This is a genomic window from Streptomyces spinosisporus, assembly GCF_022698145.1.
Classification (GTDB): domain Bacteria; phylum Actinomycetota; class Actinomycetes; order Streptomycetales; family Streptomycetaceae; genus Streptomyces; species Streptomyces spinosisporus.
In genome coordinates this window covers 17590-33662 of sequence record NZ_JALDAX010000006.1, presented here as the reverse complement: position 1 = coordinate 33662, position 16073 = coordinate 17590, and the positions used below count along the sequence as shown (strand labels likewise).

Genomic DNA, 16073 nt, shown 5'->3' with positions numbered 1-16073 from the left:
GTTAACGACAACACTCCGGTCACATCAAGGGTTCGTCGCCATTTGAAGCGCGTACTGCTTCGCTTGTTGTGAATATGTGCAGCTCAAAGGTCTGATGGCCGTCAAAATCCGTCTCGTGTGGAGGGGTGGACTGCTTCAGCCAGCTGTTGTTATCGTTAACGCACTTGGTGAAACCCAGCGAGGAGAAGATGTGCCGTCCGCGTCTCGTTCGTACGATCCCCACCCCAGCTACGAGCCCGTGGACGGGCAGGTGGCCGCAGGCTGGCCGGCCGCGGTCGCGGGGCTGCCCTCCGGTCCGCTCGTGCTGGCGGTGGACGGTCCTGCCGCCCTGGACTGGAGCGCGCTGAGCGACGGTCTGTCGTCGGCCCTGCGTGCCGCGGGGCGTGAGGTCGAGCTGATGGACGTGCACCGCCACTACGCACCGGCAGCCGCCGACCGGATCGCCGCTCGGCCCGTCCCGGCCGACGACCCCTTCTTCACCCCCTTGTCCGAGGCGCAGGTCGCGGACCTCTTCGACTCCGTCCCCCGGCCCGAACAGCCCCTGAATGACGGCGTGTTGGTGGTGTTCGGCCCGGGCGCGGCACTGTGCGACCCGGATGTGCTGTGGTACGCGGACCTGCCGAAGCGGTACGCCGAGGCCGCCGTGGCGCACGGGCAGCTGCCGGTCGGTGTCAACCTGGGCCGCCCCGGCCAACCCGGCGCGCTGGTGCGGCTGTTCTACACCGACTGGCCCGTGCTGGACCGGCACCGGGACGCGCACGTGACGCGGGTCGAGCGGTGGATCGACATGCAGGACGCGGACGCACCCGCGTCACTGGACGGTGCCGCGCTGCGCAGCACCCTGGAACACCTGGCCCGCGGACCCGTGCGTACTCGCCCCTACTTCAACTCCACACCGTGGGGCGGTCAGTGGGCGGCGAGCGAACTCGGCTTCACCCCGCAGGCCGGCAACACCGCCCTCGGCTACGAACTGATCGCCCCCGAGGCGGGAGTCCTCGTCGGCGACAAGAGCGGCCCGCAGGTCGAGATCCCCTTCCAACTGCTCTGCGTGCTCCACCCGGTGGCCATGCTCGGCGAGGAGGTCCACCGCACCTTCGGCACCTCGTTCCCGATCCGGTTCGACTACCTCGACACGGTCGGGGGCGGCAATCTGTCCCTGCACTGCCACCCGCAGGAGCAGTACATGCGGGAGGTGTTCGGCTGGCCCTACACCCAGCACGAGACGTACTACGTCACCGCCAGCGAGCCCGGCGCCCAGGTCCTGCTCGGCCTCACCGAGCACGCCGACCTCGACGTCATGCGCCGCCAGGTGGAGGAAGCCATCACCGAGGGCACCCCGCTTCCCGTCGAGGACCACGTCCAGACCCACCCGGCCACCGTGGGCCAGCTGTTCATGATCCCCGCGGGCACCCCGCACGCCTCCGGAGCGGGCAACCTGGTGCTGGAGGTGAGCGCGACGCCGTATCTGTACTCCCTGCGCTTCTACGACTGGCTCCGCAAGGACGCCACCGGCGCCTCCCGGCCCTTGCCGTACGAACACGGCTTCGCCAACCTGGACACCGCACGACGGGGGGAGGACGTCACGAAGGACCTGATCCAGCAGCCGCGGACGCTGCGCGAGGGTGACGGCTGGCGCGAGGAGGTCATCGGCGCCCTGCCGGAGATGTTCTACGCGGTGCACCGCCTGGTCGTGGCCCCGGACGCCGGCATCGCCGACGACACCGCCGGCCGCTTCCACATCCTCAACGTCGCAGCGGGCGAGGGCGCCGTCATCGAGACCCGCGACGCGGGCAGTCACTTCCTGGCCTTCGCGGAGACCATCACCGTGCCCGCCGCGGCGGGCCCCTACCGCATCCGCGCCGTGGGCACCGAAGCCGTGTACATCGTCAAGGCCCTGGTGGTCGAGCCGTGACCAGTACCGTCGCCCGGCTCACCGGTGCGCCGATCCCCGTACTCGACATCGGCGGCACCCATGTCACCGCCGCCCTCGTCGACTTCGCGACCGGCCGCCCCGTACCGTCGTCGGTGCTGCGCAGACCCCTGGGCTCCGACGCCGCGGCCGCCGACATCCTCGACGCCATCGCTCTGGCCGCCCTGGAACTGCCCGCCGAGCACCGGCTCTCCTGGGGCGTGGCCATGCCGGGCCCCTTCGACTACGACACCGGGGTGGGCCGCTTCGCGGGCATCGGCAAGTTCGAGTCCCTGTCCGGCGTCGACGTCGGGGCGGGTCTGCGCCGCCGGTTGGCGCACCGGGCCGAGCGGCTGTGCTTCCTCAACGACGCCGACGCCTTCGCCATCGGCGAGTATCACGCCGGAGCCGCCGCGGGCCACGAGCGCGTGGTGTGCCTGACGCTGGGCACGGGCGTGGGCTCGTCGTTCCTGCGCGACGGCCGGCCCGTGCACGAGGGCCCCGAGGTGCCGCCCGGCGGTCATGTGCACCGGCTGACCGTGGACGACCGGCCGCTGGAGGACCTCGTCTCGCGCCGCGCCATCCGTGCCCGCTACGCCCGCAGCGCGGCCGTAGCGGATGATGCGGCGCTGCCCGACGTCCACCAGATCGCAGCATGGGCGACGAAGGGCGACCCGGCCGCTCAGGAGGCTTTCCGCTACGCTTTCGAAACCCTCGGCCAGGCCCTGGCCCCGTGGATCGACCGCTTCGAGGCCACCGCGGTGGTGATCGGTGGTTCCATGGCCCAGTCGTGGGACTTGATCCACCCTGCGCTCACCGCCGGGCTGGTTCGGACCGGCGGGACCACCGCGCGCGTACTGCCGGCCGGGCAGCCCGCGCAGGCACCGCTGATCGGAGCCGCCCACTGGGCACAGGACACGACGAGCGCGGCGCCTTGAGGGCTGATCAGGTCCGGGACGCCATGGCAGACGCAGGAAGGAGAAGGGGCATGACCGCTCGCCGAGGCGGCGGGCCGACCATGCACGACGTCGGGAGACTCGCGCAGGTCAGTGCCATGACGGTCTCGCGGGTGCTCAAGAACGACCCCGGGGTCTCCGAAGCCACCCGCGAGCGGGTCTTCGCCGCGGTCGACCGTCTCGGCTACCGCCGCAACGAGACCGCCCGCAGTCTGCGGCTGGGCGGCAGCGGGATGATCGGCCTCGTCGTCACCAACCTTGCCAACCCCTTCTATTCGCGTCTCGCGCTCGGCGTCCAGGAGGTTCTCACCGAGCACGGCTTCCGGATGATGCTCAGCAACACCGGCGAACAGACGGAGCGCGAGCCGGGTCTCGTCGACGGTCTGATCGACCACCGGGTCGAGGGGCTGATCGTCGTCCCCGCCGGCAGCCGGCAGCAGCACCTGGCCGACGCCATGCGTCATGTCCCCGTCGTGCTCGCCGCACGGCCACCGGCCGGACTCGACACCGACTGCGTCCTGGTCGAGGACTTCCACGGAGCCCGTGAGGCCACCGCCTGCCTCCTGGCGGAAGGGCACACCCGCATCGCCTTCCTCGGCAACCCGCCCGCGCTGTACACCGGCGCGGAACGCCTGCGCGGATTCTGGGCCGCACACGAGGAGAGCGGTGTCGAACCCGACAACACCCTGATCAGGCAAGGCCTCGTCGACGCCGCGACCGCCGAGCGGGCGGCCCTCGAACTCCTCGACCTGCCCGAAGGCCCCACCGCACTGTTCTGCACCAACAACCGCATCAGCCAGGGAGCGATCCGGGCCCTGTACAAGGCGGGGACCACTCTTCCCCTGGCGGGCTTCGACGACTTCGACCTCTCCGACATCCTCGGCCTCCCGCTGACGCTCGTCTCGTACGACGCCGACGAGATCGGCAGACAGGCCGCACGCCTGCTGATCGACCGCCTCGGCCACCGGGATGCGGAACCACCCGCCTCACGCCGCGTCACGGTCCCCACCCGCGTGATCCGGTACGGCCCGCACGGGCACCCCGGCGGACGCGCCTTCGGCAGCACACCGCCACCCACCGCGTAACGACCTCTGGAACAGGCGCCGTTGACGCACCACCGGTCCTGCGGGTGAGGGCCCGGCGGGTTCCCGCCCTGCACGGTCCGCAGAAAGGCTGACGATGCAGTTCCCCACCAGCGTCAAGGACCATCCCGTCGTCGAGCAGGCGGTCCGGCGCCTCGACGACCTCGGCGACCCCCGCTACGGCCGGATGCTGGTGCGCCGCCTGGACGACACCCTGGCCCGCACCATCAACCCCATGCCCGACGGCACCGCGTTCGTGGTGACCGGTGACATCCCCGCCATGTGGCTGCGTGACTCCACGACCCAGATGACGCCGTATCTGGCGCTCATGCGCGACGCCACCGCTCTGCAGGACCTCGTAGCGGCCGTACTGGCACGCCAGTTCCAGCAGATCGAGCACAATCCGTACGCCAACGCCTTCAACGCCGAACCCTCCGGCCGGGCGCACGATCCGGACGACCTGTGCGGCGACCCCTGGGTGTGGGAGCAGAAGTACGAGGTCGACTCCCTCGCCTTCCCCCTCCTTCTGGCCCACCGCTTCTGGCGGGCCACCGGGCGGACCGATCACCTCGCCCGAGCCGCGCACGTCGCCCGCATCGTCATCGGGGTCTGGCGCACGGAACAGGACCACGAATCCCGCTCGTCGTACCGCTTCGTCCGCGCCACCGGACCGCAGAGCGACACGCTGCCGAACGCGGGCAGGGGCACACCCGTCGCCCGGACCGGCATGACCTGGAGCGGGTTCAGGCCGAGCGACGACGCCTGCGTCTACGGCTACAACGTGCCCGCCAACCTGAGCGCCGCAGCCGCACTGGACGGCGTGGCCGACATCGCACACCACCTCGCGGACACGGCACTTGCCGACGACGCCGTCCGACTGGCGGCCGAACTGCGCGAGGCCGTCCTCGCCCACGGAACGGTCCGGCACCCCGACTTCGGCTCGATCTACGCGTACGAAGTGGACGGGCGCGGCAACGCGCTCCTCATGGACGACGCCAACATGCCCAGCCTGCTGTCGCTGCCCCTCGTCGCCGACATCGCGGCGACCGACCCGCTGTATCTCGCGACGCGCAGGTTCGTCCTCTCCCGGGCCAACCCGACCTGGTATCGCGGAACCGCCGCCGAGGGAGTCGGCAGCCCCCACACGCCCGAGAACCACATCTGGCCGATCGCCATCGCCGTGCAGGGCCTGACCAGCAACACCGCCGCGGACAGGCTCAAGGCCCTGACGACGCTGATCGACACCGATGCCGGAACCGGAGCGATGCACGAGTCCTTCCACAAGGACGACCCATACCGCTTCACCCGCCCCTGGTTCTCCTGGGCCAACGCGATGTACGCCGAACTGGCCCTGGACGTCGTTGAGTTGGGCACCCGCTTCTTGTGGAGTGCGGGCGACGGAGGCTGATCGGCCGGCGGGTGGCGGCGTGGCGATCCGCCGGAAGGGTCCTCAGGGGCGGAAGCCGTCGATGGCGAGTTCCAGCAGGCGTTGGGCCTGCGCGGCGCCTTCGGGGGTGTCGGGGGTACGCCACAGACAGCTCAACAGCATGATCACGTCGACCGGGTCGATCCCGGGGCGTACCTCGCCGGCGCGTTCGCAGGCGTCGAGGAGCTGACCGACGGCGGCGGTGACGGGGGGCCACGAGGCGCTGACGGCCTCTTGCGCGGCGGCGGAGTGGAGCGCGTCGCCGAGGCCGTGCTTGATGCGGACGTAAGAGGCGAGCGTGGTGAACCACTGCCGCAGCGCGTCGAGCGGGGCGTGGGCCGCGAGGACGTCCGGTACGGAGGCGACGAGACGTTTCACGTCGTGCTGATGGACCTCCAGGAGCAGCGCCTCACGGGTGGGGAAGTGCCGGTAGAGCGTGCCGGGGCCGACGCCCGCGCGCTTGGCGATCGAGTTGAGGGAGGCGTTCGGGGACTCGGCGAGCGCGTCATGGGCGACCTGGAGGATCGCCTCCCGGTTCTTCAGCGCGTCGGAGCGCTGCGGGGCGGCGTCGGTCATGGGCCCTCCTGATGGGCGTGCGGTCGTCCGATTGCGAACCGGAGAACTCTCCGTTACTGTCGACCAGGTCAGACGGAGAGTTCTCCGTTTGCTCTCGTTCCCCATTCTAGGAGCAGTTTCTCCGTGCGTTACATCAAGCTCGGCCGCACCGGCCTCGACATCTCCCCGCTCGCCATCGGCGCCATGACCTACGGCGAGCCCGACCGCGGCCACCCCGTCTGGTCCTTGGACGAGGAGTCCAGCCGTCCCCTGATCAAGCACGCCCTCGAAGCGGGCATCAACTTCTTCGACACCGCCAACCTGTACTCCTACGGCTCCAGCGAGGAGATCCTCGGCCGGGCGCTGAAGGACTTCGCGCACCGCGACGACGTCGTCATCACCACCAAGATCCGCCATGCCATGCGCCCCGGCAGCCCCAACGGCGGCGGCCTGTCCCGCAAGGCGATCATGAGCGAGGTCGAGCACAGCCTGCGCCGTCTGGGCACCGACCATGTCGACGTTCTCATGATCCACCGCCTCGACAGCGAGACGCCGCTGGAGGAGACGCTGGAGGCCCTGCACGACGTGGTGAAGGCCGGAAAGGCCCGCTACCTCGGCGCCTCCTCCATGCACGCCTGGCAGTTTGCGAAGGTGCTGCACCTCCAGGAACGCCACGGCTGGGCGCGTTTCGTCACCCTGCAGGACCACTACAACCTGCTCGCCCGCGAAGAGGAACGCGAAATGCTCCCGCTCTGCGCCGACGAAGGCGTGGCCACCATGATCTGGAGCCCGCTGGCCCGCGGCCGCCTCGCCCGCCCCTACGGCGAAACAGGCAGCGGCGACCGCTCCGCGACCGACGGCGCCTACGCCGACACCCTCTACACCAGCACCGACAGCGACCGGCAGATCATCGACGCGGTCGGCGCCGTCGCCGACGCCCGCGGTGTCACCCGCGCCCAGGTCGCCCTCGCCTGGCTGCGCCGCAACCCCGTCGTCGCGGCCCCCGTCGTCGGCGCCCGCACGATCCAGCAGATCGACGACGCCGTGGCCTCCCTCGACATCGACCTCACCGACGACGAGGCCCGCCACATGGAGGCCCCCTACACCCCCCGCCACGACTTCCAGGGCGTCTCCGACGCGGCGGAACTGGAGCGGATCAAGGCGACCATCCCCGGCTACGCGAACGTCTGAGCCCGGACATGACGTCGAGCGCGACCATCCACAACTGTCAAGGAGAACAAGGATCATGTCTGAAGTGCTGGTGACGGGCGGGTCGGGGTACATCGGCAGCTGGTGCATCCTGGCGCTGCTGAACGCGGGCCACTCGGTACGCACAACGGTCCGCAATCCGTCCCGTGAGCCGGAACTGCGGGCGATGCTCCAACACGGCGGAGCCGCACATGACGCGCCCCTGCGCGTCCTGACCGCCGATCTCACCAGGGACGCCGGCTGGGCGGATGCGGTGCAGGGGTGCGACGCCGTTCTGCACGTCGCGTCACCGACCCTGACGAGCGCCCCGCGATCGGACGACGAGATGGTCACCCCGGCCCGTGACGGCGTGCTGCGGGTCCTGCGCGCGGCCCGGGACGCGGGCGTACGACGTGTGGTCCTCACCTCGGCGATCGGCGCCATCGCCTACGGCCACCCCGACCGGGACAGACCGTTCACCGAGGACGACTGGACGAATGTCGACGCCGGCATCGAGCCGTACCAGAAGTCCAAGACGCTCGCGGAGCGCGCCGCCTGGGACTTCATCGAGACGCAGGGCGGTGGGCTGGAGCTCGCCGCCGTGAACCCCACCGGCGTCCTCGGCCCGGTACTGGGGCCCGACTACTCCCCGTCCCTCGGCCTCATCAAGCGCATGCTGGACGGTTCGGTACCGGCGTCCCTGAAGTTCGCCACCGGCTACGTGGACGTGAGAGACGTGGCCGACCTGCACCTGCGGGCCATGACCGACCCGGCGGCCGCGGGGGAACGGTTCATCGCGGCATCCGGCCGGAGTCTGTGGGTCCGCGAAGTCGCCGCGATCCTCCACGAACGTCTCGGAGAACGCGCCGACGGCGTACCGAGCAGGGAGATGCCCGTCTGGGCGGCCCGCGGCCTCTCTCTGGTCAACCCCGACCTGCGCACCCTGCGCACGATCCTCGGCAAGAACCTCGACGCCACCTCCGAGAAGGCCCAGCGGCTCCTCGGCTGGAAACCGCGCCCCATCGAGGACACCATCGCCGAGACCGCCGAAAGCCTCCTCGCTCTCGACGACACCCGGGCGGCCTGACCCTCCGGCCGCTGCTGAAGCGCATTCACATAACAAGCGTTATGTCTTGAGGTACTGTGGTCGCATGACGTATCCAGACACAGAGCAGAACGCGGATCGCGAGACCACGGACGAACGTCTCGTCCGCCACTTGGTCGCCGAGATGTACGCGACCGTCTCGGGCCCGGCGGGCCCCCGCGACTGGGCGAGGGACCGCGAAGTGCTGCACCCCGATTGCCGCCTCATGCGCGTCAGGCGCACCGAATCCGGCCCGCCACAGGTGGAAGTGCTGACCCTGGACGGCTTCATCGAGGCGGTCACTCCCCTGCTCGACTCCACCGACCTGTACGAGATCGAGACCAGCAGCGAGGTCCGGCTCTTCGGCGCCGTCGGCCACGTATGGAGCACGTACGACGGCAAGAGCTCCCCGGACGACGCCGAACCGAACTTCCGCGGCGTGAACTCGATCCAGGTCGCCCGCGACCCTGACGGCCGGTGGTGGATCCGCAGCATGCTGTGGGACAACGAGTACGCCTGAGGGACTGGATGGAGCGACTGGAGAAGGATCTGTCATGACGACCGCTCTGATCATCGGCGACGTTCAACGAGGCATCACGCGCAACTACCCGTTCGCCAAGCAGGTCGTGCCGCCGCTCACCGACCTGCTTCCGCGTGCTCGTGCCGCCGGTGTCTTGGTGGTGTTCGTACGCTTCGCCTTCCGGGGCAACGGCGCCGACCTGCCTGCCGGCATCCCCCTGTACCGGTCCTTCTTCGACGCCGGAGACGGCTTCCACGAGGGAACACCTGGTACCGAGATCGATCTCCCGGTCGCCGACGAGGACGTGGTGGTGTTGAAGCGCCGCGCCAGCGCGTTCGCGGGCACGGACCTGGACCTCGTACTCCGGGCCCGCGGCGTCACCGGCCTCGCGATCGCCGGAGTGGCGACCAGCGCGATGGTCGCCGCCACCTGTTACGACGCGGCGGATCGCGGCTACCGACTGACGGTCCTGCGTGACGGGTGCGGCGACGGCGATCCGGCCACGCACGACTTCTTCATGGACAACGTCTTCCCCAGCCGGGGCATCGAGGTGGTGCCCTGCGCAGAGTGGCCCGGAGAGGAGGCGTGAACCCGGTCCACATGCGCGACCAGGGCCGCTTGACCTTGACGTAAGTGGAAAGCTTCTACGTTCGGTCCATGGAGATCGACGAGCAGGAAACTGCGGCACAGACAATGCGGGCACTGATCCAGCACTCGCACCGGGGTCCGAAGGACCTGGCCCTGGCCACCGATCGGCCGCGTCCCACTCCGGCGCCCGGCGAGTATCTGATCCGTGTGGGCGCCGCCGGCGTCAACTTCGCGGACGTGATGCAGACGCACGGAACGTACGGGGGTGGGCCGCAAGCGCCCTATGCGGCCGGCTTCGAAGCCGCCGGAGAAATCCTGCAGGTCGGCGTGGAAGTCGAGCACCCGTTGCCCGTCGGAAGCCATGTCGTCGGCATCGGCCCCGCTGCTTTCGCGCAGTACATGACGATGCCGGCGGCGGGCGTCCTCCCCGTCCCTTCCGGCTGGAGCGACGCCGAGGCTCTCGGCATGGTGCTGAACTGGGCGACCGCCCTCGCGGCACTCAAGCCGCTGGGTGAGATCAAGAAAGGCGAGGTGGTGCTCGTTCATGCCGCGGCCGGGGGAGTGGGCCAGGCCGCCGTCCGCCTCGCCCGTCACTACGGCGCGCGCGTCATCGCAACCGCGTCACCGGGCAAGCACGACAGCGTCAGGGCGCTCGGAGCAGAGGCGGTCCTGGACAGCCGACGGCCCGATCTGGCCACGGCCATCATGGCCCTGACCGGCGGCGTCGACGTGGTCCTGGAGTCGGTCGGACAGACCACGTTCGAGGCCAGCCTGTCGGTCGCCAAACCCTTCACCGGACGCGTCGTCGTCTTCGGTGCCGCCTCCGGCGATGCCGTCCTCAGCACGCACGACCTGGTCTTCAACCACCAGGTCCAGGTCAAGGGCCTGCACATCGGTGCGCTGGCAGCCGCAGCGCCCTACCTGTATCGGTCGTTGCTCCTCGACATCGAGACGCTCATCGCCCAAGGCGTGTACCCGCCCGGAACGCCTCACGTACACGCGCTGTCGGAGGCCCCAGAGGTGCTGCGCCAACTCGAAGCAGGCCTGACCCACGGCAAGCACGCACTCGACCCTTGGCGCTAGCCACACCTCGGCACCGGCCATCCTCAAAGTCGTCCCGAGGCCCCGCCCGGCGACAAGCTACAACTCACACCACTCACCCAGAGGGCCGACCGCCCACGTCCGAGTGAAGTCGTGCAGCAGCTCCCACGCCCGATCGACGTCCAGCACGAAGTCACCCGTGAACGCGGCGAGCTCATCCATGATCGGAACTTCGACGTCGACACTCGAGGACACCGTGCCGTCTCCTCTGTGCAGCGACATCCGCTCGGAATCACTCATCAGATGGACGACCGCATGATCACCTCGAAAGCCCAGACTCAGCACAGGAAACTCTCCGGTCGGCGACCGAACCTCGACGTAGCCCTGACCAAGAGACCGCAGGTCATTGAAGCGGTCCGACAGACCCTCCACCGTTGAACACCGCTCAACCGGATGGAACAGCCCCGACTCCGGTGACGTCGCCGCCCACACCACGCTCATCCAGCCCCTGCCCACAAGTCATCGCTCACGGTCCAGACCCCGACGTTCCCATGCAGCCGAGTACTCCGATCCCGCCCACACCAGCGGCAAACCCGCCGACGCCGCCGGCCGCCACTTCATCATGCTCCGCGACGGTGCCATGGCAGCCGGCTGCCTCTTCGACCCGAAGCTGATCAGCGACACCTTCCTCCACGGCGTCGAAGGCATCCTCAAGGCCCGCACCATCCCGGAACTCACCTCGAACACCACCCCGGCGACTCAAGCCTGACCTCAATTCGCGCTCTTGGCTCGCAGGGCAGCACCCGTTAGGGTCCGACCGACAACGTTGCCAGGCCGGGGTACGGACTTGCGCTCGTGCTGTGCCCCACTCCTGTGGAGGGATCACATGCCGGGTCCGTACGCGAAGAACGGTTTCCCCGCCCGAGGATTAGCGCGCGTAGTGTGCGCTGCCGCAGTGGCATTCGCCGCTGCGGCGCCCGCGTCCACCGCCTGGGCACAGACCCCGCTGGAGCCACGCCCCGCGGCCGTTGCCGCCGCCGGGCTCGAACACGTCGCGATGGGCAGCTCCTTCGCAGCCGGTCCAGGCATTCCGCCGACGCAACCGGGCAGCGGCGCCGCAGCATGCGCCCGATCGGCCAACAACTACCCCAGCATCGTGGCCCGCGACACCGGCGCCAATCTGACGGACGTCTCGTGCAGCGGCGCGACCACCGCCAACCTGCTGACGGCCAGTCAGAACGGTCAACCGCCGCAGGTGCAGGCCGTGAACGCGTCGACGCGCGTGGTCACGGTCACCATCGGCGGCAACGACGTGAACTACCTCGGCAGCATCAACACCTACTCCTGCCAGACCAGCGGCGGCGCCAACTGCGGCAATGTGGACCAGGGTGCGATCAACGACACCTTCCCGTCGCTGGCCGGGCGTATCGAGAACGTCGTGAACGCCATACACAGCGCGGCACCTCAGGCGCACGTCTACCTGGTCAACTACTTCACCATCCTGCCGGACTCAGGAGTGTGCACCGACGTCCCGCTCACCGGCGACCAGGCCGCATTCGAGCGCAGCATCGCCTCGCGCCTGGCAGACGCCACCGCCACCGCGGCCGCCGCCACAGGAGCGGACCTGGTCGACCTGGCCGCCGCCAGCCACGGACACGATGCCTGTGCGGCGGATCCTTGGGTGGAGACCTATCGCCCGGCTGCGGGCCGCTCCACATACCACCCCAACGAGGCGGGAATGCGTGCGGCGGCGTCACTCGTGGAATCCGCCCTCAAGGCCGCGGGCCAACTCCGCACCGCGGCCTTCCAATCGGGCATCACGGGCAAGTGCATCGACGTGCAGAACGGGGACACGGCCAACGGCACACATGTGCAGCTCTACGGCTGCAACGGCACAGACGCACAACGGTGGACGTACGCGCCCGACGCGGGTGGCGCCGTACGGGCGTTGGGCGGCTGCCTCGACGTCAGCGGCGGCGGTACGGCGAACGGAGCCAAGGTCCAACTCTGGCAGTGCAACGGCTCCGGCGCGCAGCGCTGGGTGACGGGCCCCAACTCGTCCCTGATCAACCCGCAGTCGGGGCGCTGCCTCGATGACCCGGGCAGATCCACAACCGACGGGACGCAACTGCAGATCTACGACTGCAACGGCACGGTCGCACAGGAGTGGACGCCGACTGCGTGACGGGTAGCCCGCGTGGGCTCGCCAATACGGTGGTCTTGCATTTCGATGGTCGAGGACGATCCGGGCGACGCCGTGTTCGCTGCTCACGCGCAGGGTCGCGTAGGCATCGTCGGTCATAAAGTTCTCCATGCACGGCCAGTTTTCCGGGCGGACTGCCCCAGTCGGCCGACTCTCGACCAGATTGCGGACAAGTGGTCGATGATGGTGATGACGCTGCTGGAACGGCACACGTGGTTCAATGAGTTGACGCAACGGCATGATCCGGCGCACGGTGCTGGCGACCTCTCCCGTCGGCGTCGAGTACTCGCTCACACCCCTCGGCGAGTCCCTGCGCGAACCCTTCGGGCATCTTTATGCCTGGACCGTCGAGCACAGCGCAGAGATCCAGAGCTGCCAGCGGGCGTACGACACCAGGGTGGGCGCGCAATCGAGGCCCCGGGGGCTTATTGGGTCCGCGACCTCCGGTACTCCTCGACCACCAGGTCGGTCAGCTCGGCGACCGATGTCTCCGACGTGCGCTTGTCGAAGGTGATCTCGCCGTGCTGCAGCAGGTTGACCCGGTCGCAGACCTCGAAGACCTGGGCGTAGTTGTGGGCGATGATGATGACGGACACCTCCCCGCGGGTCTTGAGGTCGTTGACGAGGTCGAGGATGAGTGCGGCTTCCTTGGCGCCCATCGCGGCCAGGGGCTCGTCGAGCAGGAGGACCCTGGCCTCGGAGTAGACCGAGCGGGCCACGGCGATCGCCTGGCGCTGGCCACCGGACAGCTTGGAGACCTCGACGTCGACCGACGGAATGCTCACCCCCATCTCGTCCAGGTGTTCCTGGGCGATCCTGCGCATCGCGCGGTTGTTCAGCAGCCGGGTGGGGCGGATTTTCTCCCGGTTCAGGAACATGTTGTGATAGACCGTCAGTTCGTTCACCAGGGCCAGGTCCTGGTACACCGCGTCGATGCCGAGCGAGCGGGCATGGTCGACCGACTTGAGCGTCACCTCCTCGCCGTTCAGGAGGATTCGGCCGGCGTCGGGTTGATGAAACCCACAGAGGATCTTCAACAGGGTTGACTTGCCGGCGCCGTTGTCACCGACCAGGGCGAGCACCTCACCCTTGTTCAGATGCAGGTTCACATCCCGCAGCGCCGTGACCGCGCCGTAGCCCTTGGCCATGTGCTCCACGGCGAGCGCCGGTGCCGGTGTCCCTGCCTGTGCCGGAGTGGAAGTCGGTCCGGTCGTCCCGTTCATCGGCGGCCTGTCCTTCGCAGTCTGGCGAGGTACACGTTGAGCACCATGGAGAGGATGATCGCCGCACCGAGGATGATGTTGAACGGGTTGGCGTTGATGCCGATGAGGTTGAACCCGTTGCGCAACTCCGCGAGGACGAGCGCGCCGAGCAGCGCGCCGACGACCGTCCCCGAGCCGCCCGCCAGCGCCGTACCACCGATGACGGCGGCGGAGACGGCGGTGAACATCGGGGAGGCGCCGTCCGCACCCGCGGAGGTCGGGTCGATCGAGTCGACGCGGAAGGCCTCGAGGATGCCGGCGAAGGCCCCGAGGGCGCTGGTGACCATGAAGTTGCCGCACTTGATACGGCCGGTCCTGATGCCGGCCTCGCTCGCGCCGAGCGGGTTGCCGCCCGTGGCGATCGTGTACAGGCCCCAGCGGGAGCGGGTGAGCACCACGTGGAAGTAGGCGACGATGATCAGGCACCAGATCAGTTCCGACCAGTCCGCCTGCCCGAACCAGCCACGCACGCCCTGCGCCGCCTCGGGGATCTGTGCCGGGTACGCGTGCGACGTGGTCAGCATGATGCCGAGGATGAGGAAGAGCATGCCGAGCGTGGCGACGAACGACGGCACCTTGAGCACGACCACCACGAAGCCGTTGACGAGCCCGATGACGGCGCCGGCCAGTACCGAGCCGATGATGGCCACGACCGGGTAGGTGCCGTAGTAGTCGATCATGTAGTGCATCAGGAACGGCGACAGCGCGAACACGGCGCCCACCGACAGATCGATCTCCCCGCTGACCAGCAGCAGCACCATTCCGGCCGCGATGATCGCGTACGGCGCCGTCTGCTGGGAGAGGTTGACCAGGTTGTCGCGGGCAAGGAAGTCGGAGTTGTTGGACCAGAAGTACAGCAACAGGGCCACCGCGACGATGAAGATGGTGGCCTCGCGGCGGATGACGAACGCCTCGAAGGCGAGGCGCAACGGGCCGTGCCGTCTCACCGACGGGGTGCCGGCCGTGGTGGTCTTCCCGCCGATCGCGTCCTGCACGGCCCGCTCGCTCATGCGTGAGCTATCGGGCCGGAGCGCTTGATCAGCTGCTGCTTGGTGCTGGAGCCCTCGTACCGCGTCTTGGTCTGCAGATAGGGATCGACGTTGTCCTTGGTCACGAAGAGCAGGCCGGTGTCGGTCACACTCGGGATCACCAGCCCACCGGACAGCTTGTACATCCACAGGTAGAGCACGCTCAAGAAGCCCTGCAGATAGGGCTGTTGGTCGATGGTGAAGTCAAGGTCGCCCGCATTGATCGCGGTGAGGGTGTTCGGGTTCAGGTCGAAGCCGCCCGCGACGACGTTCTGCTTCTTCAGGCCGTACTTCTTCACGACCTTGCCGACACTCTCCGTCGAGCCCGCGTCGACCGCGAACAGACCCTTGAGGTTCTTGTGTCCGCTGACGTAGGCGTCGATGGTCGACAGCTCCTTGGGCAGCTCCGCGCCGCTGGCGACCGACTTGAAGTTGATCGACTTGCCGGATGCCTTGATCGCGTCCGTGGCCCCGTCGATGCGCGGCTGGATGTTGAGCGCGCCCGGGGTGGCGATGAAGCCGACCGCGTCCCCGCCCGAAGGCATCAAGGAGGCGATACGGCGGCCCAGTTCGACCCCCGACTGGTACAGGTCCTGCCCGACGTAACAGAGCCGGCTCGTCCCCGGATCGCCCCTCGCCCCGTCCGCGTTGTAGGACAGCGTCGGAATCCCGGCGTCCAGAGCTTTGTCGACGGGTGACTTGAAGGCGTTCTTGTCGACGACCGCCACCGCGATGCCGTCGGCCTTCGCGGAGACCGCCGAGCTCATGGCGCTGACCATCTCCGGCACGCTGGAATCCTTCGAGCCGGTCCACTGGTACGAGGCGTTCAGCAGCGCGCAGGCGTCCGCCGCGCCGTACTGCGTCGGCGTGAAGAACGGGTTGGTCGTGACGTGGTTGACGAACACGAACCTCCATTTCGGCGTCTCCGGGAAGTCGCCGACACCGCCGCCCGATGAGTTGTCGTCGCTCTTGTTGTCGGCCGAACAGGCGGACAGCAACGCCGCCGCCGCGGCCGAGGCGCTCAGCATTCCGGCGCCGCTCAGCAGTCGCCGCCTGGCCAGCCCGTTCAGGCTGAGCGTGTCGACGGCCTCTTCCACCTGCGGATCGATCTTCTTCATGATCACTCCGGCCCGCTCGACCCACGCTGCCCGGTATTTCGAACGGCGTTCGGCTCATTTGGTGGGGCTGAAAGTAGAACTGGCCTGAAAGGTCGTCAAGGCCCCGAGTCGGC

The 16073-nt window shown here is 68.8% G+C and carries 16 protein-coding genes and 1 pseudogene; 12 read left to right on the top strand and 5 right to left on the bottom strand.

Annotated elements, in window-relative coordinates; all coding sequences use genetic code 11:
• The first annotated feature begins 190 nt into the window (after positions 1-190).
• The 4 genes from MQN93_RS17580 to MQN93_RS17565 all read left to right on the top strand — a co-directional run bounded on the left by MQN93_RS17580 (position 191) and on the right by MQN93_RS17565 (position 5355).
• Positions 191-1912, top strand: a complete 1722-nt coding sequence (locus MQN93_RS17580; RefSeq protein WP_242710203.1) for a DUF8485 domain-containing protein — start codon at positions 191-193, stop codon at positions 1910-1912.
• A complete protein-coding gene (locus MQN93_RS17575; RefSeq protein WP_242710202.1) occupies positions 1909-2847 on the top strand; it encodes an ROK family protein in 939 nt (312 codons plus the stop codon). The genes MQN93_RS17580 and MQN93_RS17575 overlap by 4 nt, the downstream gene beginning before the upstream one ends.
• 50 nt (positions 2848-2897) lie before the next feature.
• Positions 2898-3950, top strand: a complete 1053-nt coding sequence (locus MQN93_RS17570) for a LacI family DNA-binding transcriptional regulator (protein WP_242710201.1) — start codon at positions 2898-2900, stop codon at positions 3948-3950.
• A 94-nt stretch (positions 3951-4044) separates the two neighbouring features.
• Entirely contained in the window at positions 4045-5355 is a 1311-nt protein-coding gene (locus tag MQN93_RS17565; RefSeq protein WP_242710200.1) for a glycoside hydrolase family 125 protein, read from the top strand.
• A 42-nt stretch (positions 5356-5397) separates the two neighbouring features.
• Here MQN93_RS17565 and MQN93_RS17560 read toward each other — a convergent pair whose 3' ends face one another.
• Positions 5398-5949, bottom strand: a complete 552-nt coding sequence (locus MQN93_RS17560) for a TetR/AcrR family transcriptional regulator (protein ID WP_016430248.1) — start codon at positions 5947-5949, stop codon at positions 5398-5400.
• Between the two features lie 123 nt (positions 5950-6072).
• Here MQN93_RS17560 and MQN93_RS17555 point away from each other — a divergent pair, with 123 nt between their 5' ends.
• The 5 genes from MQN93_RS17555 to MQN93_RS17535 all read left to right on the top strand — a co-directional run bounded on the left by MQN93_RS17555 (position 6073) and on the right by MQN93_RS17535 (position 10391).
• The gene (locus MQN93_RS17555; protein ID WP_242710199.1) at positions 6073-7119 is read left to right on the top strand and encodes an aldo/keto reductase; all 1047 of its coding nucleotides are present in this window, start codon (positions 6073-6075) and stop codon (positions 7117-7119) included.
• Positions 7120-7174: 55 nt separating this feature from the next.
• Complete coding sequence (locus MQN93_RS17550; RefSeq protein WP_242710198.1) at positions 7175-8203, top strand: SDR family oxidoreductase; 1029 nt, start codon at positions 7175-7177, stop codon at positions 8201-8203.
• Positions 8204-8267: 64 nt separating this feature from the next.
• On the top strand, positions 8268-8720 hold the full coding sequence (locus MQN93_RS17545) for a hypothetical protein (RefSeq protein ID WP_242710197.1): 453 nt from the start codon (positions 8268-8270) through the stop codon (positions 8718-8720).
• 34 nt (positions 8721-8754) lie between these two features.
• Positions 8755-9309 (top strand): cysteine hydrolase family protein, encoded by a 555-nt coding sequence (locus tag MQN93_RS17540; RefSeq protein WP_016430244.1) that lies wholly within the window; start codon positions 8755-8757, stop codon positions 9307-9309.
• 68 nt (positions 9310-9377) lie between these two features.
• On the top strand, positions 9378-10391 hold the full coding sequence (locus MQN93_RS17535) for a zinc-binding dehydrogenase (protein ID WP_242710196.1): 1014 nt from the start codon (positions 9378-9380) through the stop codon (positions 10389-10391).
• A gap of 57 nt (positions 10392-10448) precedes the next feature.
• On the opposite strand, the gene MQN93_RS17530 is transcribed toward MQN93_RS17535, so the two are convergent.
• Positions 10449-10850, bottom strand: coding sequence for a hypothetical protein (locus MQN93_RS17530; protein ID WP_242710195.1), 402 nt, complete (start codon positions 10848-10850; stop codon positions 10449-10451).
• Positions 10851-10902: 52 nt separating this feature from the next.
• Between MQN93_RS17530 and MQN93_RS17525 the strand changes: the two are divergent.
• From MQN93_RS17525 to MQN93_RS17515, 3 genes and pseudogenes are all read left to right on the top strand, one after another.
• A pseudogene (locus tag MQN93_RS17525) lies at positions 10903-11118 on the top strand (TetR family transcriptional regulator); the annotation flags it as partial.
• Positions 11119-11304: 186 nt separating this feature from the next.
• Positions 11305-12534 (top strand): ricin-type beta-trefoil lectin domain protein, encoded by a 1230-nt coding sequence (locus tag MQN93_RS17520; RefSeq protein WP_242710194.1) that lies wholly within the window; start codon positions 11305-11307, stop codon positions 12532-12534.
• A 256-nt stretch (positions 12535-12790) separates the two neighbouring features.
• On the top strand, positions 12791-13066 hold the full coding sequence (locus tag MQN93_RS17515; RefSeq protein WP_242710193.1) for a winged helix-turn-helix transcriptional regulator: 276 nt from the start codon (positions 12791-12793) through the stop codon (positions 13064-13066).
• Here MQN93_RS17515 and MQN93_RS17510 read toward each other — a convergent pair.
• From MQN93_RS17510 to MQN93_RS17500, 3 genes are read right to left on the bottom strand one after another with little or no spacing between them, the layout of a single operon-like run.
• A complete protein-coding gene (locus MQN93_RS17510; protein WP_242710192.1) occupies positions 12978-13775 on the bottom strand; it encodes an ATP-binding cassette domain-containing protein in 798 nt (265 codons plus the stop codon). The genes MQN93_RS17515 and MQN93_RS17510 overlap by 89 nt on opposite strands.
• Positions 13772-14824: an ABC transporter permease gene (locus MQN93_RS17505; RefSeq protein WP_242710191.1), complete on the bottom strand. Its 1053-nt coding sequence runs from the start codon at positions 14822-14824 to the stop codon at positions 13772-13774. Before MQN93_RS17505 ends, MQN93_RS17510 begins: the two co-directional genes overlap by 4 nt.
• On the bottom strand, positions 14821-15960 hold the full coding sequence (locus tag MQN93_RS17500) for a sugar ABC transporter substrate-binding protein (protein ID WP_016430236.1): 1140 nt from the start codon (positions 15958-15960) through the stop codon (positions 14821-14823). The genes MQN93_RS17505 and MQN93_RS17500 overlap by 4 nt, the downstream gene beginning before the upstream one ends.
• Positions 15961-16073 lie beyond the last annotated feature (113 nt).

What these genes read in the sequence shown, in the direction of transcription:
- MQN93_RS17570 (WP_242710201.1), top strand. Translation starts at nt 2,898, where the DNA reads ATGACCGCTCGCCGAGGCGGCGGGCCGACCATGCACGACGTCGGGAGA.
- MQN93_RS17565 (WP_242710200.1), top strand. Translation starts at nt 4,045, where the DNA reads ATGCAGTTCCCCACCAGCGTCAAGGACCATCCCGTCGTCGAGCAGGCG.
- MQN93_RS17560 (WP_016430248.1), bottom strand. Translation starts at nt 5,949, where the DNA reads ATGACCGACGCCGCCCCGCAGCGCTCCGACGCGCTGAAGAACCGGGAG.
- MQN93_RS17550 (WP_242710198.1), top strand. Translation starts at nt 7,175, where the DNA reads ATGTCTGAAGTGCTGGTGACGGGCGGGTCGGGGTACATCGGCAGCTGG.
- MQN93_RS17545 (WP_242710197.1), top strand. Translation starts at nt 8,268, where the DNA reads ATGACGTATCCAGACACAGAGCAGAACGCGGATCGCGAGACCACGGAC.
- MQN93_RS17540 (WP_016430244.1), top strand. Translation starts at nt 8,755, where the DNA reads ATGACGACCGCTCTGATCATCGGCGACGTTCAACGAGGCATCACGCGC.
- MQN93_RS17535 (WP_242710196.1), top strand. Translation starts at nt 9,378, where the DNA reads ATGGAGATCGACGAGCAGGAAACTGCGGCACAGACAATGCGGGCACTG.
- MQN93_RS17530 (WP_242710195.1), bottom strand. Translation starts at nt 10,850, where the DNA reads ATGAGCGTGGTGTGGGCGGCGACGTCACCGGAGTCGGGGCTGTTCCAT.
- MQN93_RS17515 (WP_242710193.1), top strand. Translation starts at nt 12,791, where the DNA reads ATGATCCGGCGCACGGTGCTGGCGACCTCTCCCGTCGGCGTCGAGTAC.
- MQN93_RS17510 (WP_242710192.1), bottom strand. Translation starts at nt 13,775, where the DNA reads ATGAACGGGACGACCGGACCGACTTCCACTCCGGCACAGGCAGGGACA.
- MQN93_RS17505 (WP_242710191.1), bottom strand. Translation starts at nt 14,824, where the DNA reads ATGAGCGAGCGGGCCGTGCAGGACGCGATCGGCGGGAAGACCACCACG.
- MQN93_RS17500 (WP_016430236.1), bottom strand. Translation starts at nt 15,960, where the DNA reads ATGAAGAAGATCGATCCGCAGGTGGAAGAGGCCGTCGACACGCTCAGC.